This window comes from Lentzea albidocapillata (genome assembly GCF_000719115.1).
Classification (GTDB): Bacteria; Actinomycetota; Actinomycetes; order Mycobacteriales; family Pseudonocardiaceae; genus Lentzea; species Lentzea albidocapillata.
The window spans coordinates 12013-29389 of sequence record NZ_JOEA01000027.1 but is presented as its reverse complement, the minus strand read 5'-3'; the positions used below and the strand labels follow the sequence as shown (position 1 = coordinate 29389).

The 17377-nt window shown below is 69.6% G+C and carries 19 protein-coding genes; 12 read left to right on the top strand and 7 right to left on the bottom strand.

What is annotated here, in order from left to right; translation table 11 throughout:
- Positions 1–34 precede the first annotated feature (34 nt).
- The 4 genes from IG04_RS0136230 to IG04_RS0136215 are packed head-to-tail and all read right to left on the bottom strand — an operon-like array spanning position 35 to position 3833.
- Positions 35–1282 (bottom strand): glycosyltransferase family 4 protein, encoded by a 1248-nt coding sequence (locus IG04_RS0136230; RefSeq protein WP_030481257.1) that lies wholly within the window; start codon positions 1280–1282, stop codon positions 35–37.
- Positions 1283–1286: 4 nt separating this feature from the next.
- Positions 1287–2750 carry a 1,4-alpha-glucan branching protein domain-containing protein gene (locus IG04_RS0136225; protein ID WP_030481256.1) on the bottom strand — a complete coding sequence of 488 codons (1464 nt, stop codon included), beginning with the start codon at positions 2748–2750 and terminating at the stop codon, positions 1287–1289.
- A complete protein-coding gene (locus IG04_RS0136220) occupies positions 2747–3475 on the bottom strand; it encodes a class I SAM-dependent methyltransferase (protein ID WP_245816230.1) in 729 nt (242 codons plus the stop codon). Before IG04_RS0136220 ends, IG04_RS0136225 begins: the two co-directional genes overlap by 4 nt.
- A 10-nt stretch (positions 3476–3485) precedes the next feature.
- Positions 3486–3833, bottom strand: a complete 348-nt coding sequence (locus IG04_RS0136215) for a hypothetical protein (protein ID WP_338043646.1) — start codon at positions 3831–3833, stop codon at positions 3486–3488.
- A gap of 120 nt (positions 3834–3953) precedes the next feature.
- Here IG04_RS0136215 and IG04_RS0136210 point away from each other — a divergent pair, with 120 nt between their 5' ends.
- Positions 3954–4604 carry a TetR/AcrR family transcriptional regulator gene (locus tag IG04_RS0136210; RefSeq protein ID WP_036016623.1) on the top strand — a complete coding sequence of 217 codons (651 nt, stop codon included), beginning with the start codon at positions 3954–3956 and terminating at the stop codon, positions 4602–4604.
- Here IG04_RS0136210 and IG04_RS0136205 read toward each other — a convergent pair whose 3' ends face one another.
- A complete protein-coding gene (locus tag IG04_RS0136205) occupies positions 4605–5447 on the bottom strand; it encodes a DegV family protein (protein WP_030481252.1) in 843 nt (280 codons plus the stop codon).
- 315 nt (positions 5448–5762) lie between these two features.
- Here IG04_RS0136205 and IG04_RS0136200 point away from each other — a divergent pair, with 315 nt between their 5' ends.
- The 4 genes from IG04_RS0136200 to IG04_RS0136185 all read left to right on the top strand — a co-directional run bounded on the left by IG04_RS0136200 (position 5763) and on the right by IG04_RS0136185 (position 8989).
- Positions 5763–6713: a coiled-coil domain-containing protein gene (locus IG04_RS0136200; protein WP_030481251.1), complete on the top strand. Its 951-nt coding sequence runs from the start codon at positions 5763–5765 to the stop codon at positions 6711–6713.
- Positions 6710–7264 (top strand): hypothetical protein, encoded by a 555-nt coding sequence (locus tag IG04_RS0136195; RefSeq protein ID WP_144065381.1) that lies wholly within the window; start codon positions 6710–6712, stop codon positions 7262–7264. The genes IG04_RS0136200 and IG04_RS0136195 overlap by 4 nt, the downstream gene beginning before the upstream one ends.
- Before the next feature lie 11 nt (positions 7265–7275).
- Positions 7276–8049 carry a hypothetical protein gene (locus tag IG04_RS0136190; RefSeq protein WP_030481249.1) on the top strand — a complete coding sequence of 258 codons (774 nt, stop codon included), beginning with the start codon at positions 7276–7278 and terminating at the stop codon, positions 8047–8049.
- Between the two features lie 133 nt (positions 8050–8182).
- Positions 8183–8989 carry an isocitrate lyase/PEP mutase family protein gene (locus IG04_RS0136185; protein WP_030481248.1) on the top strand — a complete coding sequence of 269 codons (807 nt, stop codon included), beginning with the start codon at positions 8183–8185 and terminating at the stop codon, positions 8987–8989.
- Here the strand turns inward: IG04_RS0136185 and IG04_RS47385 are convergent.
- A complete protein-coding gene (locus IG04_RS47385; protein ID WP_169746028.1) occupies positions 8986–9135 on the bottom strand; it encodes a hypothetical protein in 150 nt (49 codons plus the stop codon). The two genes, IG04_RS0136185 and IG04_RS47385, sit on opposite strands and share 4 nt — an antisense overlap.
- Positions 9136–9198: 63 nt before the next feature.
- Positions 9199–10041, bottom strand: a complete 843-nt coding sequence (locus tag IG04_RS0136175; RefSeq protein WP_030481247.1) for a DegV family protein — start codon at positions 10039–10041, stop codon at positions 9199–9201.
- A gap of 215 nt (positions 10042–10256) precedes the next feature.
- On the opposite strand from IG04_RS0136175, the gene IG04_RS0136170 reads away from it, so the two are divergent.
- The 7 genes from IG04_RS0136170 (at position 10257) to mnmA (ending at position 17349) form a co-directional block, all read left to right on the top strand.
- Positions 10257–11039, top strand: coding sequence for an electron transfer flavoprotein subunit beta/FixA family protein (locus IG04_RS0136170; protein WP_030481246.1), 783 nt, complete (start codon positions 10257–10259; stop codon positions 11037–11039).
- 13 nt (positions 11040–11052) lie between these two features.
- Entirely contained in the window at positions 11053–12006 is a 954-nt protein-coding gene (locus tag IG04_RS0136165; RefSeq protein ID WP_030481245.1) for an electron transfer flavoprotein subunit alpha/FixB family protein, read from the top strand.
- A gap of 146 nt (positions 12007–12152) precedes the next feature.
- Complete coding sequence (locus IG04_RS0136160) at positions 12153–12926, top strand: GNAT family N-acetyltransferase (RefSeq protein ID WP_030481244.1); 774 nt, start codon at positions 12153–12155, stop codon at positions 12924–12926.
- Positions 12923–13795 (top strand): lysophospholipid acyltransferase family protein, encoded by an 873-nt coding sequence (locus IG04_RS0136155; RefSeq protein WP_084401342.1) that lies wholly within the window; start codon positions 12923–12925, stop codon positions 13793–13795. Before IG04_RS0136160 ends, IG04_RS0136155 begins: the two co-directional genes overlap by 4 nt.
- Positions 13752–15095, top strand: coding sequence for an MFS transporter (locus IG04_RS0136150; RefSeq protein ID WP_030481242.1), 1344 nt, complete (start codon positions 13752–13754; stop codon positions 15093–15095). Before IG04_RS0136155 ends, IG04_RS0136150 begins: the two co-directional genes overlap by 44 nt.
- A complete protein-coding gene (locus IG04_RS0136145) occupies positions 15095–16270 on the top strand; it encodes a cysteine desulfurase family protein (RefSeq protein ID WP_030481241.1) in 1176 nt (391 codons plus the stop codon). Before IG04_RS0136150 ends, IG04_RS0136145 begins: the two co-directional genes overlap by 1 nt.
- On the top strand, positions 16267–17349 hold the full coding sequence (gene mnmA / locus IG04_RS0136140; protein WP_030481240.1) for a tRNA 2-thiouridine(34) synthase MnmA: 1083 nt from the start codon (positions 16267–16269) through the stop codon (positions 17347–17349). The genes IG04_RS0136145 and mnmA overlap by 4 nt, the downstream gene beginning before the upstream one ends.
- Positions 17350–17377: the final 28 nt, after the last annotated feature.

Here is a 17377-nt window from a genome sequence, read left to right as displayed (position 1 = left end):
CCTTCTGTTAACGGGACCGGCGACTGTAGCGGACCTAGGTGAACAGATTTCCCGTCGCGATCTTGGGGCGGCCGAGGACGCGTGGTTCGCGCACGACAGCGGACTCGTAGACCGACGCCGTGCCGGCGGCGATCTTGGACCAGTTGAAGTCGGACACCAGACGTGCCTTGGCAGCGCGCGCACGGGTGGCGGCCGAGGCCGGATCGGACAGCACGTCACGCACAGCGCGAGTGAGTCCGTCCACGTCACCGGGGGCGAACGACAGGCCGGTGACGCCGTCCAGCACGACCTCGCCGAGCCCACCGGCGGTTGACGCGACCAGGGGTGTTCCGGCGGCCGCTGCCTCCAGGGCCACGATGCCGAAAGGCTCGTAGCGCGAGGGGAGCACGACGGCGTCGGCGGCTGTCAGCAACGCCGCCAGAGACCTGTCGGAGAGGTGGCCGACGAACTCCACTGCGCGCAGCACGCGATGTTTGCGTGCCTGGTCCTGCAGCCACTCGGTCTGCGACCCGCCGCCGGCCACGACGACGCGCGTGCCGCGGTGGAAGCGGCGGATCCGGGGCAGTGCCGCGATCAGGTCCTGGATGCCCTTCTCCCACTCGATGCGGCCGAAGAAAAGCAGCAACGGATCACCGTGCGGTGAGTACGTGCGGCGGGCGGCGCCGACGTCCTTCGCGCGCACCTTCCAGCCGCCCGGCTCGATGCCGTTGTGGAGCACGGAAACCTCGGCGGTGTCCACTTCGAACAGATGCCCGACCTCGCCGCGCATCGCCGACGAGCACGTGATCAGCGAGTCGGCGCGGTTCGCCAGCCACCACTCCACCGAGTGCACCTGCTGGTTCAGCGGGTGCGACAGCCAGCCCGAGTGCCGGCCAGCCTCGGTCGCGTGGATCGTCGCGACCAGCGGCACGCCGAAGGACTCCGCCAGCGCGACGGCCGGATGCGTGACGAGCCAGTCGTGCGCGTGCACGACGTCCGGGCGCCACGAGCCCAGTGCCAGCCCCGCACGCGTCATCGCGTGTCCCATGGCGAGCGTCCAGGCCAGCAGGTCCTTCTCGAACACGAAGTGCGCGGGGTCCTCGGCGACGCGGATCAGCCGCACGCCCTCGCTCACCACGTCCACGGTGGGGTGGGTGATCGCGTCGGTGCCGGAGGGCTGGCGGCACAGCACGACGACGTCGTGCCCCTGCCCGGCCAGCTGTGTCGCGAGCGCGTGGACGTGCCTGCCCAGCCCGCCGACGACCACCGGCGGGTACTCCCACGACAACATCAGCACGCGCATCCCGTTACCCCATTCCTCGCGCGTCCAGATGCCCGAACGGGCCGTCCGCCGCGCGGAGCTCCGTTGCTCTGCCCAGTCCGCGACCGCTCCGCGCCAACGACGCGAGCTCGCTGAAGCGATCGCTGTGAATCTTCGCGCGGTAGCGGGCGTAGTCGGCGGCCGAGTCCTTCGTGACCATGAACGCCCAGTCGCTCGACAACGCCAGCAGCGCCTCGCGCACCGCCTGGTCCAGCACCGGGTTCCGCACGCCGGCGGAGAAGTCCAGTCCCAGCAGTTCCTTCTGCACCGACTCGTTCAACGACACGATGTCCGACACCTGCGCGCCGTCCCACACGCGCCAGTCCTTGCCACTGCCCCACGACGACGCCGGCAGCTCGACCGGCGCACCCACGTGCCCGGCCTCGACGGCGCCCCGCAACGTCGTCACGCGCACGCCCGCCTTCGGCAACGCCCGCAGCACGGCCTCCAGCCACAAGGGACCTTCGTGCCACCAGTGCCCGTACAGCTCGGTGTCGTAGGCCGCCACGACGAGGCCGCCGTCGATCGCCCGCAACCGCCGCACGACCGTTTCCACGAAATCGACCACGTGCCGGTCGAGAGCTTCGCGCGCCAGCGACGGGTCGTACGGCCGCTTGTCCTCCGGCGCCACGTTCTTGCCGGTCACGCGCGACGGCTTGAGGCCCGTCGGGTGGTCGTAGGTGTGAAAATCCCGGTACGCGGCATCGCCCGGATAGCCGACCTTCGGTGACCAGACGCGGTACGAGACCTCCAGATCGCGTCCGAACGCCAGCACGTCCGACGAGCCGACGGGGTGCGCGGACGAGGTGTCGCCGTGTAACGCGGGACCGTCGACCATGAACCGCCGCACGCCCGCCGCCGCGTAGCCCGCCTCCATGCCGGGCGAGTAACCGCACTCCGGCGCCCAGATCCCTTCCGGCGCACGACCGACGCGCAGCGCGGTGTCGTCCAGGCCGGTCCGCAGCGCGAAGGCCCGCACCCGCGGGTCCAGCAGCGGCTGGAAGGGGTGCGTGGCCGGTCCGCCGAGCAGCTCGATCGTCGAGGAGTCCACAAGGGATCTCAGAACCGGCGAGAATCCGTGCCGCCACTGGCTTTCGAACTGGTCGAGTGCACGGGAGGACGCGCGGTGCTCGTACGTGGACAGCTCGGGCAGCCGTTCCCCGGCGAGGTGCGAGCGCAGGTTCCAGTTGCCGAGCCAGTCGTGCATGCCCCGCAAGCAGTACGGGTCGTCGAGCTGTGCGGCCAGGACGGGGGTGACGCCGAGCGTCAGGACGTCGGAACGGCCCTCGTCGGCGAACCGCCGCAGCATGTCCACGAGGGGCAGGTACGAGTGCGCCCACGCCTGGTAGAGCCACTCCTCGCCGACCGGCCACGCGCCGTGGTGCGCGAGCCAGGGCAGGTGGCTGTGCAGGACGAGGCAGAACGTGCCTTCCGAAGCTCCTGTTGTCACGCGCGCACCGCTACGGCCACGAGGTCGAGGCAGCCGTCCATGTCGTCAGGGGTGATGTCGAAGTCCTCCACCGTCACCGACTCCACAGCCTCCTTGAGCTCGGCCGGCCACGGCGCACCGGACAGGGCGACTTCGACCTGTGCGTTGATGATCTGTCCGTTCAGGAGCGTGTCAAGCCTTCGCCCGTGACGCAGTCCCGTCAGTTCGTCAACGCGGAAACCTGCGTCGCGCAGCATCTCGTCCAGTTCGGACGGTGCGAGTTCCCTGGTGTGGAACGGGTTGAGCGGCGTGTCCTGGCCGGGTGAGAACGTCAGCCTGTTCGGCGTCGTCACGATGAGTTTTCCGCCGGGGCGCAGCACCCGCCGGCACTCCGCCAGGAACTCCTCCTGGTCCCACAGGTGCTCGATGACCTGCAGGTTCGCCACGACGTCGACGCCGCCGTCGCGCAACGGCAGGGTCGCCAGGTTGCCGCGCAGCACGTCGAGTTGCGGGTACGCGCGCGACACGTGCCGCGAGGTCAGCTCGTCGTAGTCGAGGGCGATCACGCGGCGCGCGACCGTGCGGATCAGCTGCGCGCCGTAGCCCTCGCCGCAGCCCGCCTCCAGCACGACGGCGTCCGCGCAGTGGCCGATGAGGTGTAGATACGCCGCCTCGTGCCGCCGGAACCAGTAGTTCTCTTCCGCGATACCGGGCACGGTGCGTTCGCCGGTCAGGGGGAGGGTCACGCCCGCCAGGTTACTTGCCAGTAGACCGCCTGCGAACTACCTGGTGCGCGATGGCGGCCGCGACACCCGTCGCGGCGAGTGCCGCGGTCATCGCGGGACTCATGTACTTCGACAGGCTGGGAGCCTCGCTCGGACCGGCGAGCCACATCGTCAACGGGGTGGCGTAGGCGAGCGTGAGCGCTCCCGTCCACCAGCGGAGCACCCGCGAACGGCGGTCGCGCAGGCTCGCGACGAGCGCGACGGCGATCGGAATGCCGGAGAGCAGGCCGAACTGGCCGATGACCATGACCGGGGCGGCCCAGGCCGCGACCAGGACCGACTTCGACGGGTGAGCGGCGTTGGTGGTGGTCATCGTCATGACGGTCTCCTTCGTTCGTTAGTATCAGTTGTGTTAGTTAGAAGCTATAACTCTGGTGACATGCAGAAGCTAAACTGAAGGCAGCGTGACTGTCAATAACGAATGTGAGAAGGTCTAACCATGGTGACGGATTCGGACGCGCACACGGGGCGGAACCCTCGCGAGCGTTACCGCGCCCAGGTGCGCGACGAGGTCAAACGGCACGCGTGGCAGCAGATCGCGTCGGCCGGGGTGACAGCGTTGTCACTCAACGCCATCGCCAAGGAGATGGGCATGAGCGGGCCCGCGCTCTACCGGTACTTCGCCGGTCGCGACGAGCTGATCACCGCGCTCATCCGGGACGCCTACCGCAGCCTCGCCGACACCGTCCGCGCCGCCCACGCGGCGGGTACCACCGTCGTGGGGCTCGCCGCGGTCATCAGGGAGTGGGCGCTGAGCGATCCGCAGCGGTACATGCTCATCTACGGCACGCCCGTACCCGGCTACCAGGCGCCCGACGACATCACCGCGATCTCGGACGAGATCCTGGCCGTGTTGCTGGAGGTCTGCGGCGGCTCGCCGGACGAGCAGCCGCGGTCCCCGTTCGACGTCGTCCTGAGCCTGAACCACGGGTGGGCGGGCGCTCTGCCGGCGCCGTCGCCGACGGTGCACCGCGCCCTGTCCTTCTGGACCCGGCTGCAGGGCGTGCTGTCGCTCGAACTCGCCGGGCACCTCACGCCCATGGGGTTCGATCCGGGGCTCCTCCTCGCGGAGGAAGTCGCAGACCTCTGATCAGAACGGCGAGACCGTGACGGCCAGTGCCCCCGGCCCGACGTTCGCGCCGATCGCCGCGCTGACCTGCGTCAGGACGATGTCGCGGGCGTGCGGGATCCGCTTCTGCAGCATCTGGAGCAGCTCGCGGCCCTCCTTCTCGGCCGCGAAGTGCTCGACCGCGAGGTCCGCGTTGCGCCCGTAGGCGAGCGCCACGGCCTTGTCCACGAGCTTCGCCAGCGCCCGATCGCGGCCGACGACCTTGTCGAACGGCTCCACGTCGCCGTTCACGACCGTGAGCAGCGGTTTCACCGAGAGCGCGTCACCGAAGAGCTTCGCCGCCGCGCTGACCCGCCCGGCCTGGCGCAGGTAGTGCAGCGTGTCGACGTAGATCAGCACGTTCGCGTCACGCCCGCGCTGCTCGGCGACGCTGCGCGCGTTCTGGACGTTGCCGCCGCTCTGCACGATCCGCGCGGCCGCGAGCGCCGCGAACCCGAGCGTCATTCCCGACGAGTGCGAGTCCACGATGAACACCGGCACGCGCGACTTGGCCGCGGCCGCCTTCGCCGCGTCCGTCGCGGGGGAGAGCTTCGGCGTCACATGCACCGAGATGATCGTCTCCGCGCCCTTCGCCCACGCGTCCTGGTAGGCCCAGAAGAACGCGTCCGGCGCCGGCGGCTGCGTCGTGATCGGGATCTGCGCCTCCATCGCCTGCAGCAGCCTGTCGGTCGGCACGTAGGCCTCGTCGATCAGCTCCGACCCGATCTTGAGCTGCATCGGGACCGTGATGATGTTGAACCGATCCGCCAGACGGGCCGGGAGTGACGCGGTCGAGTCGGTGACGACGGCTACTCGTGAGGACACGAACGAGAAGGTTAACGAAGGGTGATCGAAGTAGCCACGACCGATGGAAGGCAATTCGTGTGATCTAGGCCTGGTCGGTCGCTTTCCGTGCACGGCGAACGCACGGAGTGAACACCCCGAAAAGGCGCCCCTCTTGACACAATCGGGTGACTGGCCGGTGTTTGGTGTTGATCTAGGGACGACTTGTTTGTCCAGGAAAAAGCCATTATTCGACGTGTTACACCAGGTCCGTCCGTCCACTTTCGACGCTGGTTGGCCCAACCTGCCGTGGGTAAGCTCGCACAATCTTCAGCCCGGTTGAGTGAGTAGGTGACCATGGGTGCAAAAGAGCAGGAACTAGTTCCGCTGCACGCCGGTTTCGACGTTGTCTACCGAGGTTTTCACCGACGTCAGGTCATCGAGCACATCGAGAATCTCGAGGAGCAGCTTCGCTTCACGAGCCTCGACAGGGCCGAGGCGCTGGCGCAGGCAGCAGATTTGCGCAAGCTGCTGGAAATGACGCGCCAGGACCTGGAGGACGCGCGCGCCAGGATCGAACGCCTCGAGTCCACCTCGGGCACGCACGCGAGCGCCACCGAACGGATGCACCGCATGCTCCGCCTCGCCGAGGACGAGACGGCGGAGATGCACCTGCAGGCCGAACGCGAGTGCGCTGATCTCCGTGCGCGCACCGACGTCGAACTGGCCGCACTGCGTGCCGAGGCCGAGCGCGAGTCCGCCGCCATGCGCGCGGAGGCCGAGTCCGAGCTCTACGCCTCACGGCAGGACTGCGCCAGCCGCGCCGCCATCATGGAACGGCGCGAGCTGGAGATGGAACGCCGCTGCGCCGACCTCGAAGCCCAGCACCGCCAGCGCGCCGACGAGGTGGAGCGCGAGTGCACGGAGGCGGTCGCCGAGGCCCAGGCCGACGCCGACATGCTGCTGCGGGAGACCGCGCTCCAGTGCAACTCGCTGGAGGCCGACTCCGAACGCAAGCGCGAGAAGGCCCAGCACTTCTTCGAACTCACGATGACCCGGCGCCGCAACGAGGCCGCGCAACACCTGCAGGAGCAGGAGGCGCTGGCCAGGGCACGCTCGGAGTTCATGGTGAAGATGGCGTGCCGCGAGGCGCAACGCAGGCTGGCCGAGGTCGCCGACCGCACCGACGAACTGCACGAGCTCAGGCGCGTCGTCCACTCGCAACTGTCCGCGGCCCGCGCCGCTCTGTCCGCGGCCGCTGACCGAGTTGCCCCGGTGCACATCCCCGAACAGGTGGCCGCATCTTGAAGCGCTGGGTTCCGCTCGTGGTCGGTGCGCTGATGGTGCCCGCGTCGGTGACGGCGTTCGGGTTCTCCGTGTACGGCGACGAGCTGGAGACGGCGCTGTCGTCGTCGCCCGCGGTGCCCGCCGTCCAGGCCGGCCCCGTTCCGGTCTCCGACTTCGTGGCACCGCTGCGAATGGAGCCTCCCGCGCCGGTGCTGCTGTCCGCCGCGGTCGCACAGCAGGCGGTGCGCGACCTGTTCTCGGCGCACGCCGTCAAGGGCATCACGTTCGCGCCGGGCACCGCGTCTCTGGCAGGGCGTGGCGAGGACGTGCGGCGGTCGTTGGCCGGCGTACTGCGCAACGCCACCGGCTCGGTGACGCTGGTGGCGCACGCGTGGAACGGCGAGACGGCCTCGCACCGCTGTGACGTGCTCGCGATGGAGCGAGCAGGCCTGCTGCGGCAGTACCTGGCCGAGCAGGGCGTGGACAAGGTCGTCGCCACTCGCGTGATCGTGGACCCCGTGTGGGGCCCGCCCACGGATTTCGGTCCTCAGATCGACGTCCTCGTCAGCTAGGAGCCTTCGCAATGGCAGGGGCAGTCGGGATCGTCTTCGGGCTCTGCGTGCTGTCCTTCACGTTGGGGGCGGCCCTCATGTACGTGCTGGTGCGGCGTCGCGAGGACGCCGACTCCCGCGAGCGCGCCTCCTCGGAGGCGCCGGACGAGCGGATGTGGGTGCGGAAGCCCGTCGCGGTCGAGCCGGTGGACGACGAGTACGACTCGCGGCCGATCCACCGCAATCCCGTGATGGGGCTGCCGCAGATGGAACCGGCGCTGGCGGCGCTGGCCGAGCCGGTGGTGGAGCCCGCGCCGGTGACGAAGCCCGAGCCCGTGGTCGAGCTGACGCCGGTGGCCGAGTTCGAGCCGGTCACGAAGGCCGAGCAGGTCACGAAGGCCGCGCCGGTGACGAAGGCCGCGCCGGTGACGAAGCCCGAGCTCGTGGTGGAGCGCGAATGGCTCGCAGAGCCAGAACTCGCAGAGCCCGAAACTGTCGGTGCTGCTCGATATGATTGGGATGGGGACCTCGTTCCCCCCATGGGGGATTTCGAAGCCCCCGGATCAACCGTAGCGCCGAGCACCGACAGTCCCGAGCCCACCGAGGCACTCGCCGAGGCGACCGTTGAGGCGCCCGCCGAGGAGACCGAGCCGGAACCGGCCCCGAGCCCTGCCGGGCAGACCGCACTACCCCCACCCGCCGCACCCCAGCCCGTCGAGCACACGACGTGGGTAGAGCGAGAGGACTTCCGCCAGCGCTACCTGCGGACGTTCGAAGAGGTGCGCCGCAAGGCGGACAGCAACTAGCACGGGAACCAACGCGGCAACGGGAACCAGCGCGCCAACGGGCAGAGGCAACCGGCGTGGAATGTCGGAAAGTCGTCGGTACCTGTCCGAATCTCGCCGGACTTCTGCCGGTGCATGCTGATATCAATCGATCATGACTTCCGCCGCTGATCGTACGAAGCTCTTCCACGCGCTGCACAAGCCCGGCCCGCTGGCCCTCCCCAACGCCTGGGACGTCGCCTCCGCCCTCGTCGTCGAGGCCGCCGGCGCGACCGCTGTCGCCACCACGAGTGCGGGTGTGGCGTGGAGCCTCGGCGCTGCCGACGGCGACCACATCGCGCGCGACCGGGCGGTCGATCTCGTGGCCAGGATCGTTGCCGCCGTGGGGATTCCGGTGAGCGCGGACATCGAGACCGGGTTCGGTGCGACGGCCGGTGAGGTGGCGGAGACGGTTCGTGCGGTCGCCGAGGCTGGGGCGTCCGGGGTGAACGTCGAGGACGGGCTTGGTGCGGGGCAGCGCGACGTCGCGGAGCAGGCTGAGCGGTATGCGGCGGCGCACGAGGCCGCGCCGGAGTTGTACATCAACGCGCGGATCGACACGTTCCTGCGCGGCGTCGGTGACCCGGCTACGAGGCTCGAGCGGACGCTGGAGCGCGCCGCGAAGTACCTCGAGGCCGGGGCTAGCGGCATCTTCGTGCCGGGGGTGACCGATCTGGAGACCGTCGCGGAGCTGGCGAAGGGCATCGCCGCGCCGCTCAACGTTCTGGTGGGTCCCGGCGCGCCCGCCGTCGGCGAGTTCGCGAAGGCGGGCGTGGCGCGGGTCAGTCTCGGCTCTGCGGTGGCCGAGGCGGCCTATGCCGTCGCCAGGCGGGCAGCGGAGGAAATGCTGACCAAGGGCACGTACGGCAGCGTTGAGAACGGCATCGCTTACGGCGATCTCAACGCGCTCTTCAAGAGTTAGTGCTTCCTGCCCCGAAGCTTGCGCAGCAGCTGTTCGGCCTTTGCGCGCTTGCGCGGGTCTTGCGCCATCTGCCGTGCCTTGGCTTGCAGCTTGTGGCCCTGCGGACTGCGCAGGAACCTGGTGATCTTGTCCATGAAGCCGGCCATCGGTCCTCCAGGTGTCCGTTACGTCCATTCAACGGACGAAACCGCTCCCGGAGTTCCCTGCGGTCAGACCGGCGAAACGGTGATCCCCAGCGCACCGGGGCCGACGTGGGCGCCGATGGCCGAGCTGACCTGCGTCAGCATGAACTGGCGGACGTTGGGCACGCTGCGCCGGAGCTTGCGCAGCAGCCGCGACGCCTTCTCCTCGGCGTCGAAGTGCTCCACGGCGACGTCCACGGTGTCGGTGCCCGCGCGCTTGATCGCGATGTCCAGCATCCGGTTGAGCGCGCGGTCGGCGCCCATCACCTTGTCCAGCGGCGTGATCTGGCCGTCGGCCATGGTCAGCAGCGGCTTCATCGACAGCACGCCGCCGACCAGTGCGGCGGCGGCACCGATGCGGCCGCCGCGGCGCAGGTACTCGAGGGTGTCGACGTAGATCAGCTCGGTGGACCTGTCGAAACGGCGCTGCGCGGTCGCGAGCACCTTCTCCACGCTGCCGCCCGCCTCGGCCACCTTCGCGGCTGCCTGGACGGCGTAGCCGATGCTCATTCCGCAGGTGTGCGTGTCCACGACGTGCACGGGCACGCGGACCTTGCCGGCGGCTTCGCGAGCGGCCTCGACGGTCGCGGACTGGCGGCTCGACACGTGCACGGACACGATCGAGCGAACGCCCTGTGCGGCCAGTTCGTTGTATGTCCAGAAGAAAGCGCCGGGATCGGGCGGAATCGTCGCGACGGGCACGTTCGAACGCATGGCCGAAACCAGGTCGGGAACGGGGATGCGGGACTCGTCGTCGGTGTGGTCGCCGATCCGTACCTGGATCTGCACCACTTCGATGCCGAGTTGATCAGTCATCTGCGCCGGGAGACAAGCGGTGGAGTCTGTCACGATCGCTACTCGCCGGTACATGTCCACGCAGCCTAGTCCCCTGAATGGGTTAGGTCTCAGTTGGTGGCGTTAACGGGTGATAACTGTCACGCTGGCGGGGTGCTTGCTGCTGTTTGCGAGGGTGCTACTGGCGGGTAACATCCGGGTAATGGCAGGGTCGTGAACACCCGGCGGCGCCGTTCTACAGTCCTCCGCGTCAGCGTCGCCGCCCGTCCGCAGGAGGTCGAAGAGGACCTATGAACATTGTTGTCCTGGTCAAGCAGGTGCCTGACACCTGGTCCGAGCGCAAGCTCACCGACGCCGACCACACCCTTGACCGCGAATCCGCGGATGCCGTGCTCGACGAGATCAACGAGCGCGCCGTCGAAGAGGCCCTGCAACTGCAGGAAGCCCACGGCGGCGAGGTAACCGTGATCGCGATGGGTCCCGACCGCGCCACCGACGCCATTCGCAAGGCGCTGTCGATGGGTGCGGACAAGGCGATCCACGTGAGCGACGAGGCGCTGCACGGCTCGGATGTGCTGGCGACGGCAAGGGTCCTCGCGAAGGCGATCGGCACGGTCGAGAACGTCGACCTGGTCATCGCGGGCAACGAGGCCACCGACGGCCGCGCGGGCGCTGTGCCGGCGATCCTCGCCGAGCTGCTCGGCCTGCCGCAGGTCACTCAGCTGCGCAAGGTCACGGTCGAGGGCACGACGATCAAGGGTGAGCGCGAGACCGACGAGGGCGTCGCGTTCCTCGAGGCCTCGCTCCCGGCCGTGGTCTCCGTGACCGAGAAGATCAACGAGCCGCGTTACCCGTCCTTCAAGGGCATCATGGCCGCGAAGAAGAAGCCCGTCTCCACGCTCACCGTGGCGGACCTGGGCATCGACGCGTCCGAGGTCGGCCTGTCCGGTGCGTACACCCAGGTGCAGGAGGCTTCCCCGAAGCCGCCGCGCAGCGCGGGTCAGCGCGTCGAGGACGGTGGCGACGGCGGGTCCAAGATCGCCGAGTTCCTCGTCGGCCAGAAGCTCATCTGAGGGAGGGGAAATCATGTCTGAAGTTCTGGTTCTGGTCGACCACGTCGACGGCGAGGTCAAGAAGGTCAGCTACGAGCTGCTGACGGCCGCGCGCCGCCTGGGTACCCCGGCCGCAGTGGTCGTGGGCGCTCCCGGCACCGCGTCGAAGATCCGCGAGTCGCTGGGCAGGTACGGCGCCGCGAAGGTCTACGCCGTCGAGTCCGACGACGCCGCCGGCTTCCTCACGACCCCGAAGGTCGACGCGCTGGCCGCACTCGTCCCGAACGCGTCCGCGGTGCTCGTCTCCGCGACGATCGAGGGCAAAGAGGTCGCGGGCCGCCTTGCCGCGCGCATCGACTCCGGCTGGCTCGTCGACGTCGTGGACGTCGAGGCCGACGGCACCGGCGTGCAGTCCATCTTCGGTGGCGCGTTCGTCGTCAAGGCGAAGGTCAGCAAGGGCACCCCGGTCATCACCGTCCGCCCCGGCGGCGTCGAGTCCGAGGAGTCCGCGGCGGACGCCGTGCTGGACGAGTCGGTCTCCATCACCGTGGACACCGCCAAGTCCGCCCGCATCACCTCGCGGGAAGCCGTCGTCGGCGGCGACCGCCCGGAGCTGACCGAGGCCTCGGTCGTCGTCTCCGGTGGCCGCGGCGTCGGCTCGGCCGAGAAGTTCTCCGTCGTCGAGGAGCTCGCCGACTCGCTCGGTGCCGCCGTCGGTGCCTCGCGCGCCGCCGTCGACTCGGGCTACTACCCGCACCAGTTCCAGGTGGGCCAGACCGGTAAGACGGTCTCGCCGCAGCTGTACGTGGCGCTGGGCATCTCCGGTGCGATCCAGCACCGCGCGGGCATGCAGACCTCGAAGACGATCGTCGCGGTCAACAAGGACCCCGAGGCGCCGATCTTCGAGATCGCCGACTTCGGTGTCGTGGGCGACCTGTTCAACGTCGCGCCGCAGCTGACCGAGGACGTCAAGAAGCGCAAGGGCTGAGCACTCCGCTCACCGAGGGCCGTCCCGTTCATTCACGGGGCGGCCCTTTCGCGTTCACGCCACCACCTCGGGTTAACCCGACTGCCACTGACCGGTCATCGTTCTGACCTGCTGTCATTCGCCGATCCGGCTTCACCCTGGTTCGTATGACGCAGCCGGAACTGCTTGTCAGCACCCCCGTCCAGCAGGACGGGGACGCACCCCGCTACTCCCTCCTCGTCGCCCGTGACAGCGACGAGGTCGTCGCCGCGCAGAGACTGCGCCACGAGGTGTTCGCCGGTGAGATGGGGGCGACGCTGCACACCAGCGTGCCCGGCCACGACGTAGACGAGTTCGACGAGTACTGCGACCACCTCGTGGTGCGCGACGACCGCACCGGCGAGATCGTCGGCGGGTACCGGATGCTGCCGCCGGAGCGCGCCAGGGAGGCCGGGCGGCTCTACGGCGACGGCGAGTTCGACCTGAGCAACCTCGACGACATCCGGAGCTCCACGGTCGAGACCGGCCGCTCGTGCGTGCACCCCGACCACCGCAACGGCGCCGTCGTCAGCCTCGTGTGGGCGGGCATCGCGCGGTACATGCTGCTCAGCGGTCACAAGTGGCTCGTCGGGTGCGCGTCGATCCCGCTGCAGGACGGTGGCAGCTTCGCGGCCGGCGTCTGGGACGCGGTGCACGCCAAGCACTACGCGCCCGAGCAGTACCGGGTCACACCGCACAACCCGTGGGACGTCGACGCGATCGCGCGGCCGGACAGGACCGTGCTGCCGCCGCTGCTCAAGGGCTATCTGCGGCTCGGCGCCAAGATTTGCGGACGGCCCGCGCTCGACGCGGACTTCGGCGTCGCCGACCTCTTCATCCTGCTCGGCATGGACCACGTGGATCAGCGCTACCTGAAGTTCTTCCTGGGGGAGACACCATGAGTCACGCCTGGATGCCCGCGTCGCCGTGCGGTGACGGGTGCGTCGGCAGCACGCCCGGTGAGGTCGGTCGGCTCCGGCAGACCTGGCGTGCGGTCATGGCGGTCACCGCGATCCTGTGCGGCGCGTGGATCGCCCTCGCGCTGCTCCTGCCGGGCAGGCAGCGCGAAAGCGTTGTGCGCCTGTGGTTCCACGCCATCCTGCGGGCGTTCGGCGTGCGGCTGGAAGTGCACGGCGCCAGGAGGTTCCAGGAGATCCCGAAGCGCGGCGTGCTCGTCGCGAGCAACCACGTGTCGTGGCTCGACGAGCTCGCGATCGACTCGGTGCAGCCCGTCAGGATCGTCGCCAAGAAGGACATCAAGAGCTGGCCCGTGCTCGGCCCGATCATCACCGCGGTGGGCACGGTCTACCTCGACCGCGAGAAGCTGCGCGAGCTGCCGCAGACCGTGAACGAGCTGGCCACGACCCTGCGCAACGGCAGCGCGGTCGCCATCCACGCCGAGGGCACGACGTGGTGCGGGCTCGCGTCCGGGCACTACAAGCCGGCGCTGTTCCAGGCCGCGCTCGACGCCGGAGTGCCGGTGCGGCCGATCGTGCTGCGCTACCGGATCGGCGACCACCTGACGACGCAGCCCGCGTTCGTCGGCACCGACACCCTGATCGACTCGATCCGCCGGGTGCTCAAGGTCCGGGATCTGGTCGTCGAGGTCCATGTGCTGGACGAGATCGCTCCCGGACGCGCCGGAACCCGACGGGAACTGGCAAAACTTGCCGAAGAGCAATCAAACCGCTTGACCTCGACCGAGCTGGAGATTGCACCATCTACAGGTGACTCTCACCGCGCCCGTCCCGTCTCGCCTCTGGTCGCCTGAACGCCGCTGGCCCACCACGGGCATCCTCCTGCTGGTCACGCTCGTCGCGTTCGAGGTGATGGGCGTCGGCACCGCGATGCCCACCATGGTCCGCGAGCTGAAGGGCGAGGCGCTGTACGCGTGGCCGTTCCTCGCGAACCTCGCGGCGAGCGTGATGGCCACGGTCTTCTCCGGACGGCTCTCGGACCGCAGGGGACCCAAGCCCGCGATCCTGATCGGCGTGGTCCTGTTCCTCGTCGGGCTCGTGGTCGCGGGCATCGCCGAGAACATGACGGTGCTGCTCGCCGGCCGGGTACTGCAGGGCTTCGGCGTCGGCTTTCTGATCGTCGCGATCTACGTGCTGATCGCGCTCGTCTACCCCGAGGACGACCGGCCCGCCGTGTTCGGCGCCCTGTCCGCGGCCTGGGTGGTGCCGTCGATGATGGGGCCGGCGGTCGCGGGCTGGGCCACCGAGCACCTCACGTGGCGGCTGGTGTTCGTCGGCATCGTGCCGTTGGTGCTCATCGGCAGCGTGCTGCTCGTTCCCGTGCTCAAGAAGCTTCCGCCGCACGCTGAGACGCCGCCGCAACGCAAGTACCTGCCTATCGCGGCCGTGGCGGTCGGTCTGGGCGTGGCGGGCCTGAGCTGGTCACTGCAGCACCGCACCTGGTGGATGTTCGTGGTCGCGCTGCTGCTGCTCGCGCCCGCACTGCGCGTCCTGCTCCCCAAGGGCACGCTCCTCGCCCGCCGCGGCCTGCCGGTCACGATCCTGGCGCGCGGACTGCTCGCCGGCACGTTCTTCGCGGTGGAGAGCTTCATCCCGCTGACGCTGACCGTCGTGCACGGCTACTCACCCCTGGAGGCGGGTATTCCGCTCACGCTGAGCGCGCTCGGCTGGGCGAGCGCGTCGATGTGGGCGTCGCGGCATCCCGAGATCGAGCGTCACACGCTCGTTCGCTTCGGATTCCTGCTCTCCGCGACCGGCATCGCGGCCGTGACGCTCATCGCACCCACGTGGGGGCCTGCCCACCTGACGCTGGTCTTCTGGGCCGTCGCGGGTGCGGGCATGGGCATCGCGACGTCCAGCGTCGGCGTGCTGATGATGGCCGCATCGCCCGAGGCCGACCGGGGTTTCAACTCCGCCGCGCTGCAGATCTCGGACATGCTCTTCTCCGCGACCATGATCGGACTCGGCGGTGTGCTCGTCCTGGCGACGGCGCCGACCTCGGGCGTGGTGGCGCTCAACCTGTCGATGGCGGCGTTGGCGGTGGTGGGAGCGATTCTGACCGGGCCCCGCATGCGGGCTACCCTGAAGACCTGATGGCTTATCTCGACCACGCGGCCACGACCCCCATGCACCCGCAGGCGGTCGCGGCCATGACCGAGGCGTTGTCCACCACGGGCAACGCCTCGTCGCTGCACACCTCCGGCAGGCGGGCGCGGCGGGCGATCGAGGAGGCCCGCGAGAACATCGCCGACGCCCTGGGCGCCCGGCCGTCCGAGGTGCTGTTCACCGGCGGCGGCACGGAGAGCGACAACCTCGCGGTCAAGGGCATCTACTGGGCGAGCGGTAAGCGTCGGGTGCTGGCCTCGGCCGTGGAGCACCACGCCGTGCTGGACGCCGTCGAGTGGCTGGAACGGCAGGGCGCCGATGTCACCTGGCTGCCCACCGACCGCTTCGGGCGCGTGTCACCGGAGTCGGTGGCCGAGGCTCTGGACGCTTCCGACGACATCGCGCTCGTCACCACGATGTGGGCGAACAACGAGGTCGGCACCATCAACCCCGTGCACGAGATCGCTGCCGTGTGCGCCGCACGCGGCGTGCCGTTCCACACGGACGCGGTGCAGGCCGTGGGCGCGGTCCCGGTCGACTTCGCCGCGTCCGGCGCCTCCGCGCTGACCATGACCGGCCACAAGGTCGGCGGCCCGTACGGCGTGGGCGTGCTGCTGCTGGCGCGGGACGTGAAGTGCACGCCGTTGATGCACGGCGGCGGTCAGGAACGCGACGTGCGGTCCGGCACCCTCGACGTGCCGTCGATCGTCGGCCTGGCGCGCGCGGTGCGGATCTCGGTGGAGGAACAGGCTTTCCGGGCCGTCGAGATCGCGGCGCTGCGGGACGAGCTGATCGCGTCGGTGCGCGCGGTGGTGCCGGACGTGATCGTGAACGGCGACCCGGTGGATCGCCTGCCCGGCAACGCGCACCTGACGTTCCCCGGCTGCGAGGGCGACAGCCTGCTGATGCTGCTCGACGCACGCGGTGTCGAGTGCTCGACGGGCTCCGCGTGCACGGCCGGTGTCGCGCAACCGAGCCACGTGTTGCTCGCGATGGGCGTCGAACCGGCGTTGGCGCGCGGTTCCCTGCGGTTCTCGCTCGGGCACACGTCGACGCACGCGGACATCGAGAAACTGGTGTCGGTCATCGGACCGGTGGTGGAGAGGGCCCGTACGGCGGGCCTGGCAGGCATGAGGCGTTCCCGGAAGGTGGTCAAGCAGTGAAGGTCCTCGCGGCGATGAGTGGCGGTGTCGATTCCGCGGTGGCGGCGGCGCGCGCCGTCGAAGCGGGACACGACGTGACGGGCGTGCACCTGGCGTTGTCGGCGAAGCCCGGCACCCTGCGCACGGGCGCACGCGGCTGCTGCACGATCGAAGACGCGCACGACGCCCGTCGCGCGGCCGACCTGATGGGCATCCCGTTCTACGTCTGGGACTTCGCCGAGCGCTTCACCGAAGAGGTCGTAGAGGACTTCGTCGCGGAGTACGCGGCCGGTCGCACGCCGAACCCGTGCCTGCGCTGCAACGAGCGGATCAAGTTCGAGGCGCTGCTGGACAAGGCGATCGCCCTCGGCTTCGACGCCGTCTGCACCGGCCACTACGCGCGCCTGGAGATGGTCGGCGGCCGTCCCGAGCTGCGCCGTTCCGCAGACATGGGCAAGGACCAGTCCTACGTGCTGGCGTCGCTGACCGCGGACCAGCTCGCGCACGCGATGTTCCCGTTGGGGGACACGACGAAGGACGACGTGCGCGTCGAGGCGGCGTCGCGCGGGCTGTCGGTCGCGAAGAAGCCGGACAGCCACGACATCTGCTTCATCCCGGACGGCGACACGCAGAAGTTCCTGGCGGGCCGCATGGAAACCAAGCCGGGGCTCTTGATCGACGACGCGACCGGCGCGGTGCTGGGTCGGCACGCGGGCGTGCACGAGTTCACCGTCGGGCAGCGCAAGGGGCTCGGGATCGACGGTCCCGCCGCCGACGGCCGTCCGCGGTACGTGCTGGCGCTGGAGCCGGTGTCCGGGAACGTGCGGGTCGGCGCGGTCGAAAAGCTTGCGGTGACAGGGATTTCGGCGTCCGCGCCGGTCGCGCACGTCGAGTTCGACGGACCTGTCGAGTGCGTCGCGCAGGTGCGTGCGCACGGTGGCACGGCTCCGGCTGTCGCCGAACTGGTCGACGGCGTGCTGCGGGTGCAGTTGCGCGAACCGTTGAAGGGCGTGGCGCCCGGCCAGGCCGTGGCGATCTACCGCGAGGACGCGGCGGGCGACATCGTCCTGGCCAGCGCGACCATCGACGCGACCAGCTAATTCGGTTGTAGGGCCGGGAAGGCGGATC

What these genes read in the sequence shown, in the direction of transcription:
- IG04_RS0136230 (WP_030481257.1), bottom strand. Translation starts at nt 1,282, where the DNA reads ATGCGCGTGCTGATGTTGTCGTGGGAGTACCCGCCGGTGGTCGTCGGC.
- IG04_RS0136200 (WP_030481251.1), top strand. Translation starts at nt 5,763, where the DNA reads ATGGGTGCAAAAGAGCAGGAACTAGTTCCGCTGCACGCCGGTTTCGAC.
- IG04_RS0136165 (WP_030481245.1), top strand. Translation starts at nt 11,053, where the DNA reads ATGTCTGAAGTTCTGGTTCTGGTCGACCACGTCGACGGCGAGGTCAAG.
- IG04_RS0136160 (WP_030481244.1), top strand. Translation starts at nt 12,153, where the DNA reads ATGACGCAGCCGGAACTGCTTGTCAGCACCCCCGTCCAGCAGGACGGG.
- IG04_RS0136190 (WP_030481249.1), top strand. Translation starts at nt 7,276, where the DNA reads ATGGCAGGGGCAGTCGGGATCGTCTTCGGGCTCTGCGTGCTGTCCTTC.
- IG04_RS0136210 (WP_036016623.1), top strand. Translation starts at nt 3,954, where the DNA reads ATGGTGACGGATTCGGACGCGCACACGGGGCGGAACCCTCGCGAGCGT.
- IG04_RS0136170 (WP_030481246.1), top strand. Translation starts at nt 10,257, where the DNA reads ATGAACATTGTTGTCCTGGTCAAGCAGGTGCCTGACACCTGGTCCGAG.
- IG04_RS47385 (WP_169746028.1), bottom strand. Translation starts at nt 9,135, where the DNA reads ATGGCCGGCTTCATGGACAAGATCACCAGGTTCCTGCGCAGTCCGCAG.
- IG04_RS0136175 (WP_030481247.1), bottom strand. Translation starts at nt 10,041, where the DNA reads ATGTACCGGCGAGTAGCGATCGTGACAGACTCCACCGCTTGTCTCCCG.
- IG04_RS0136145 (WP_030481241.1), top strand. Translation starts at nt 15,095, where the DNA reads ATGGCTTATCTCGACCACGCGGCCACGACCCCCATGCACCCGCAGGCG.
- IG04_RS0136155 (WP_084401342.1), top strand. Translation starts at nt 12,923, where the DNA reads ATGAGTCACGCCTGGATGCCCGCGTCGCCGTGCGGTGACGGGTGCGTC.
- IG04_RS0136185 (WP_030481248.1), top strand. Translation starts at nt 8,183, where the DNA reads ATGACTTCCGCCGCTGATCGTACGAAGCTCTTCCACGCGCTGCACAAG.
- IG04_RS0136215 (WP_338043646.1), bottom strand. Translation starts at nt 3,833, where the DNA reads ATGACGATGACCACCACCAACGCCGCTCACCCGTCGAAGTCGGTCCTG.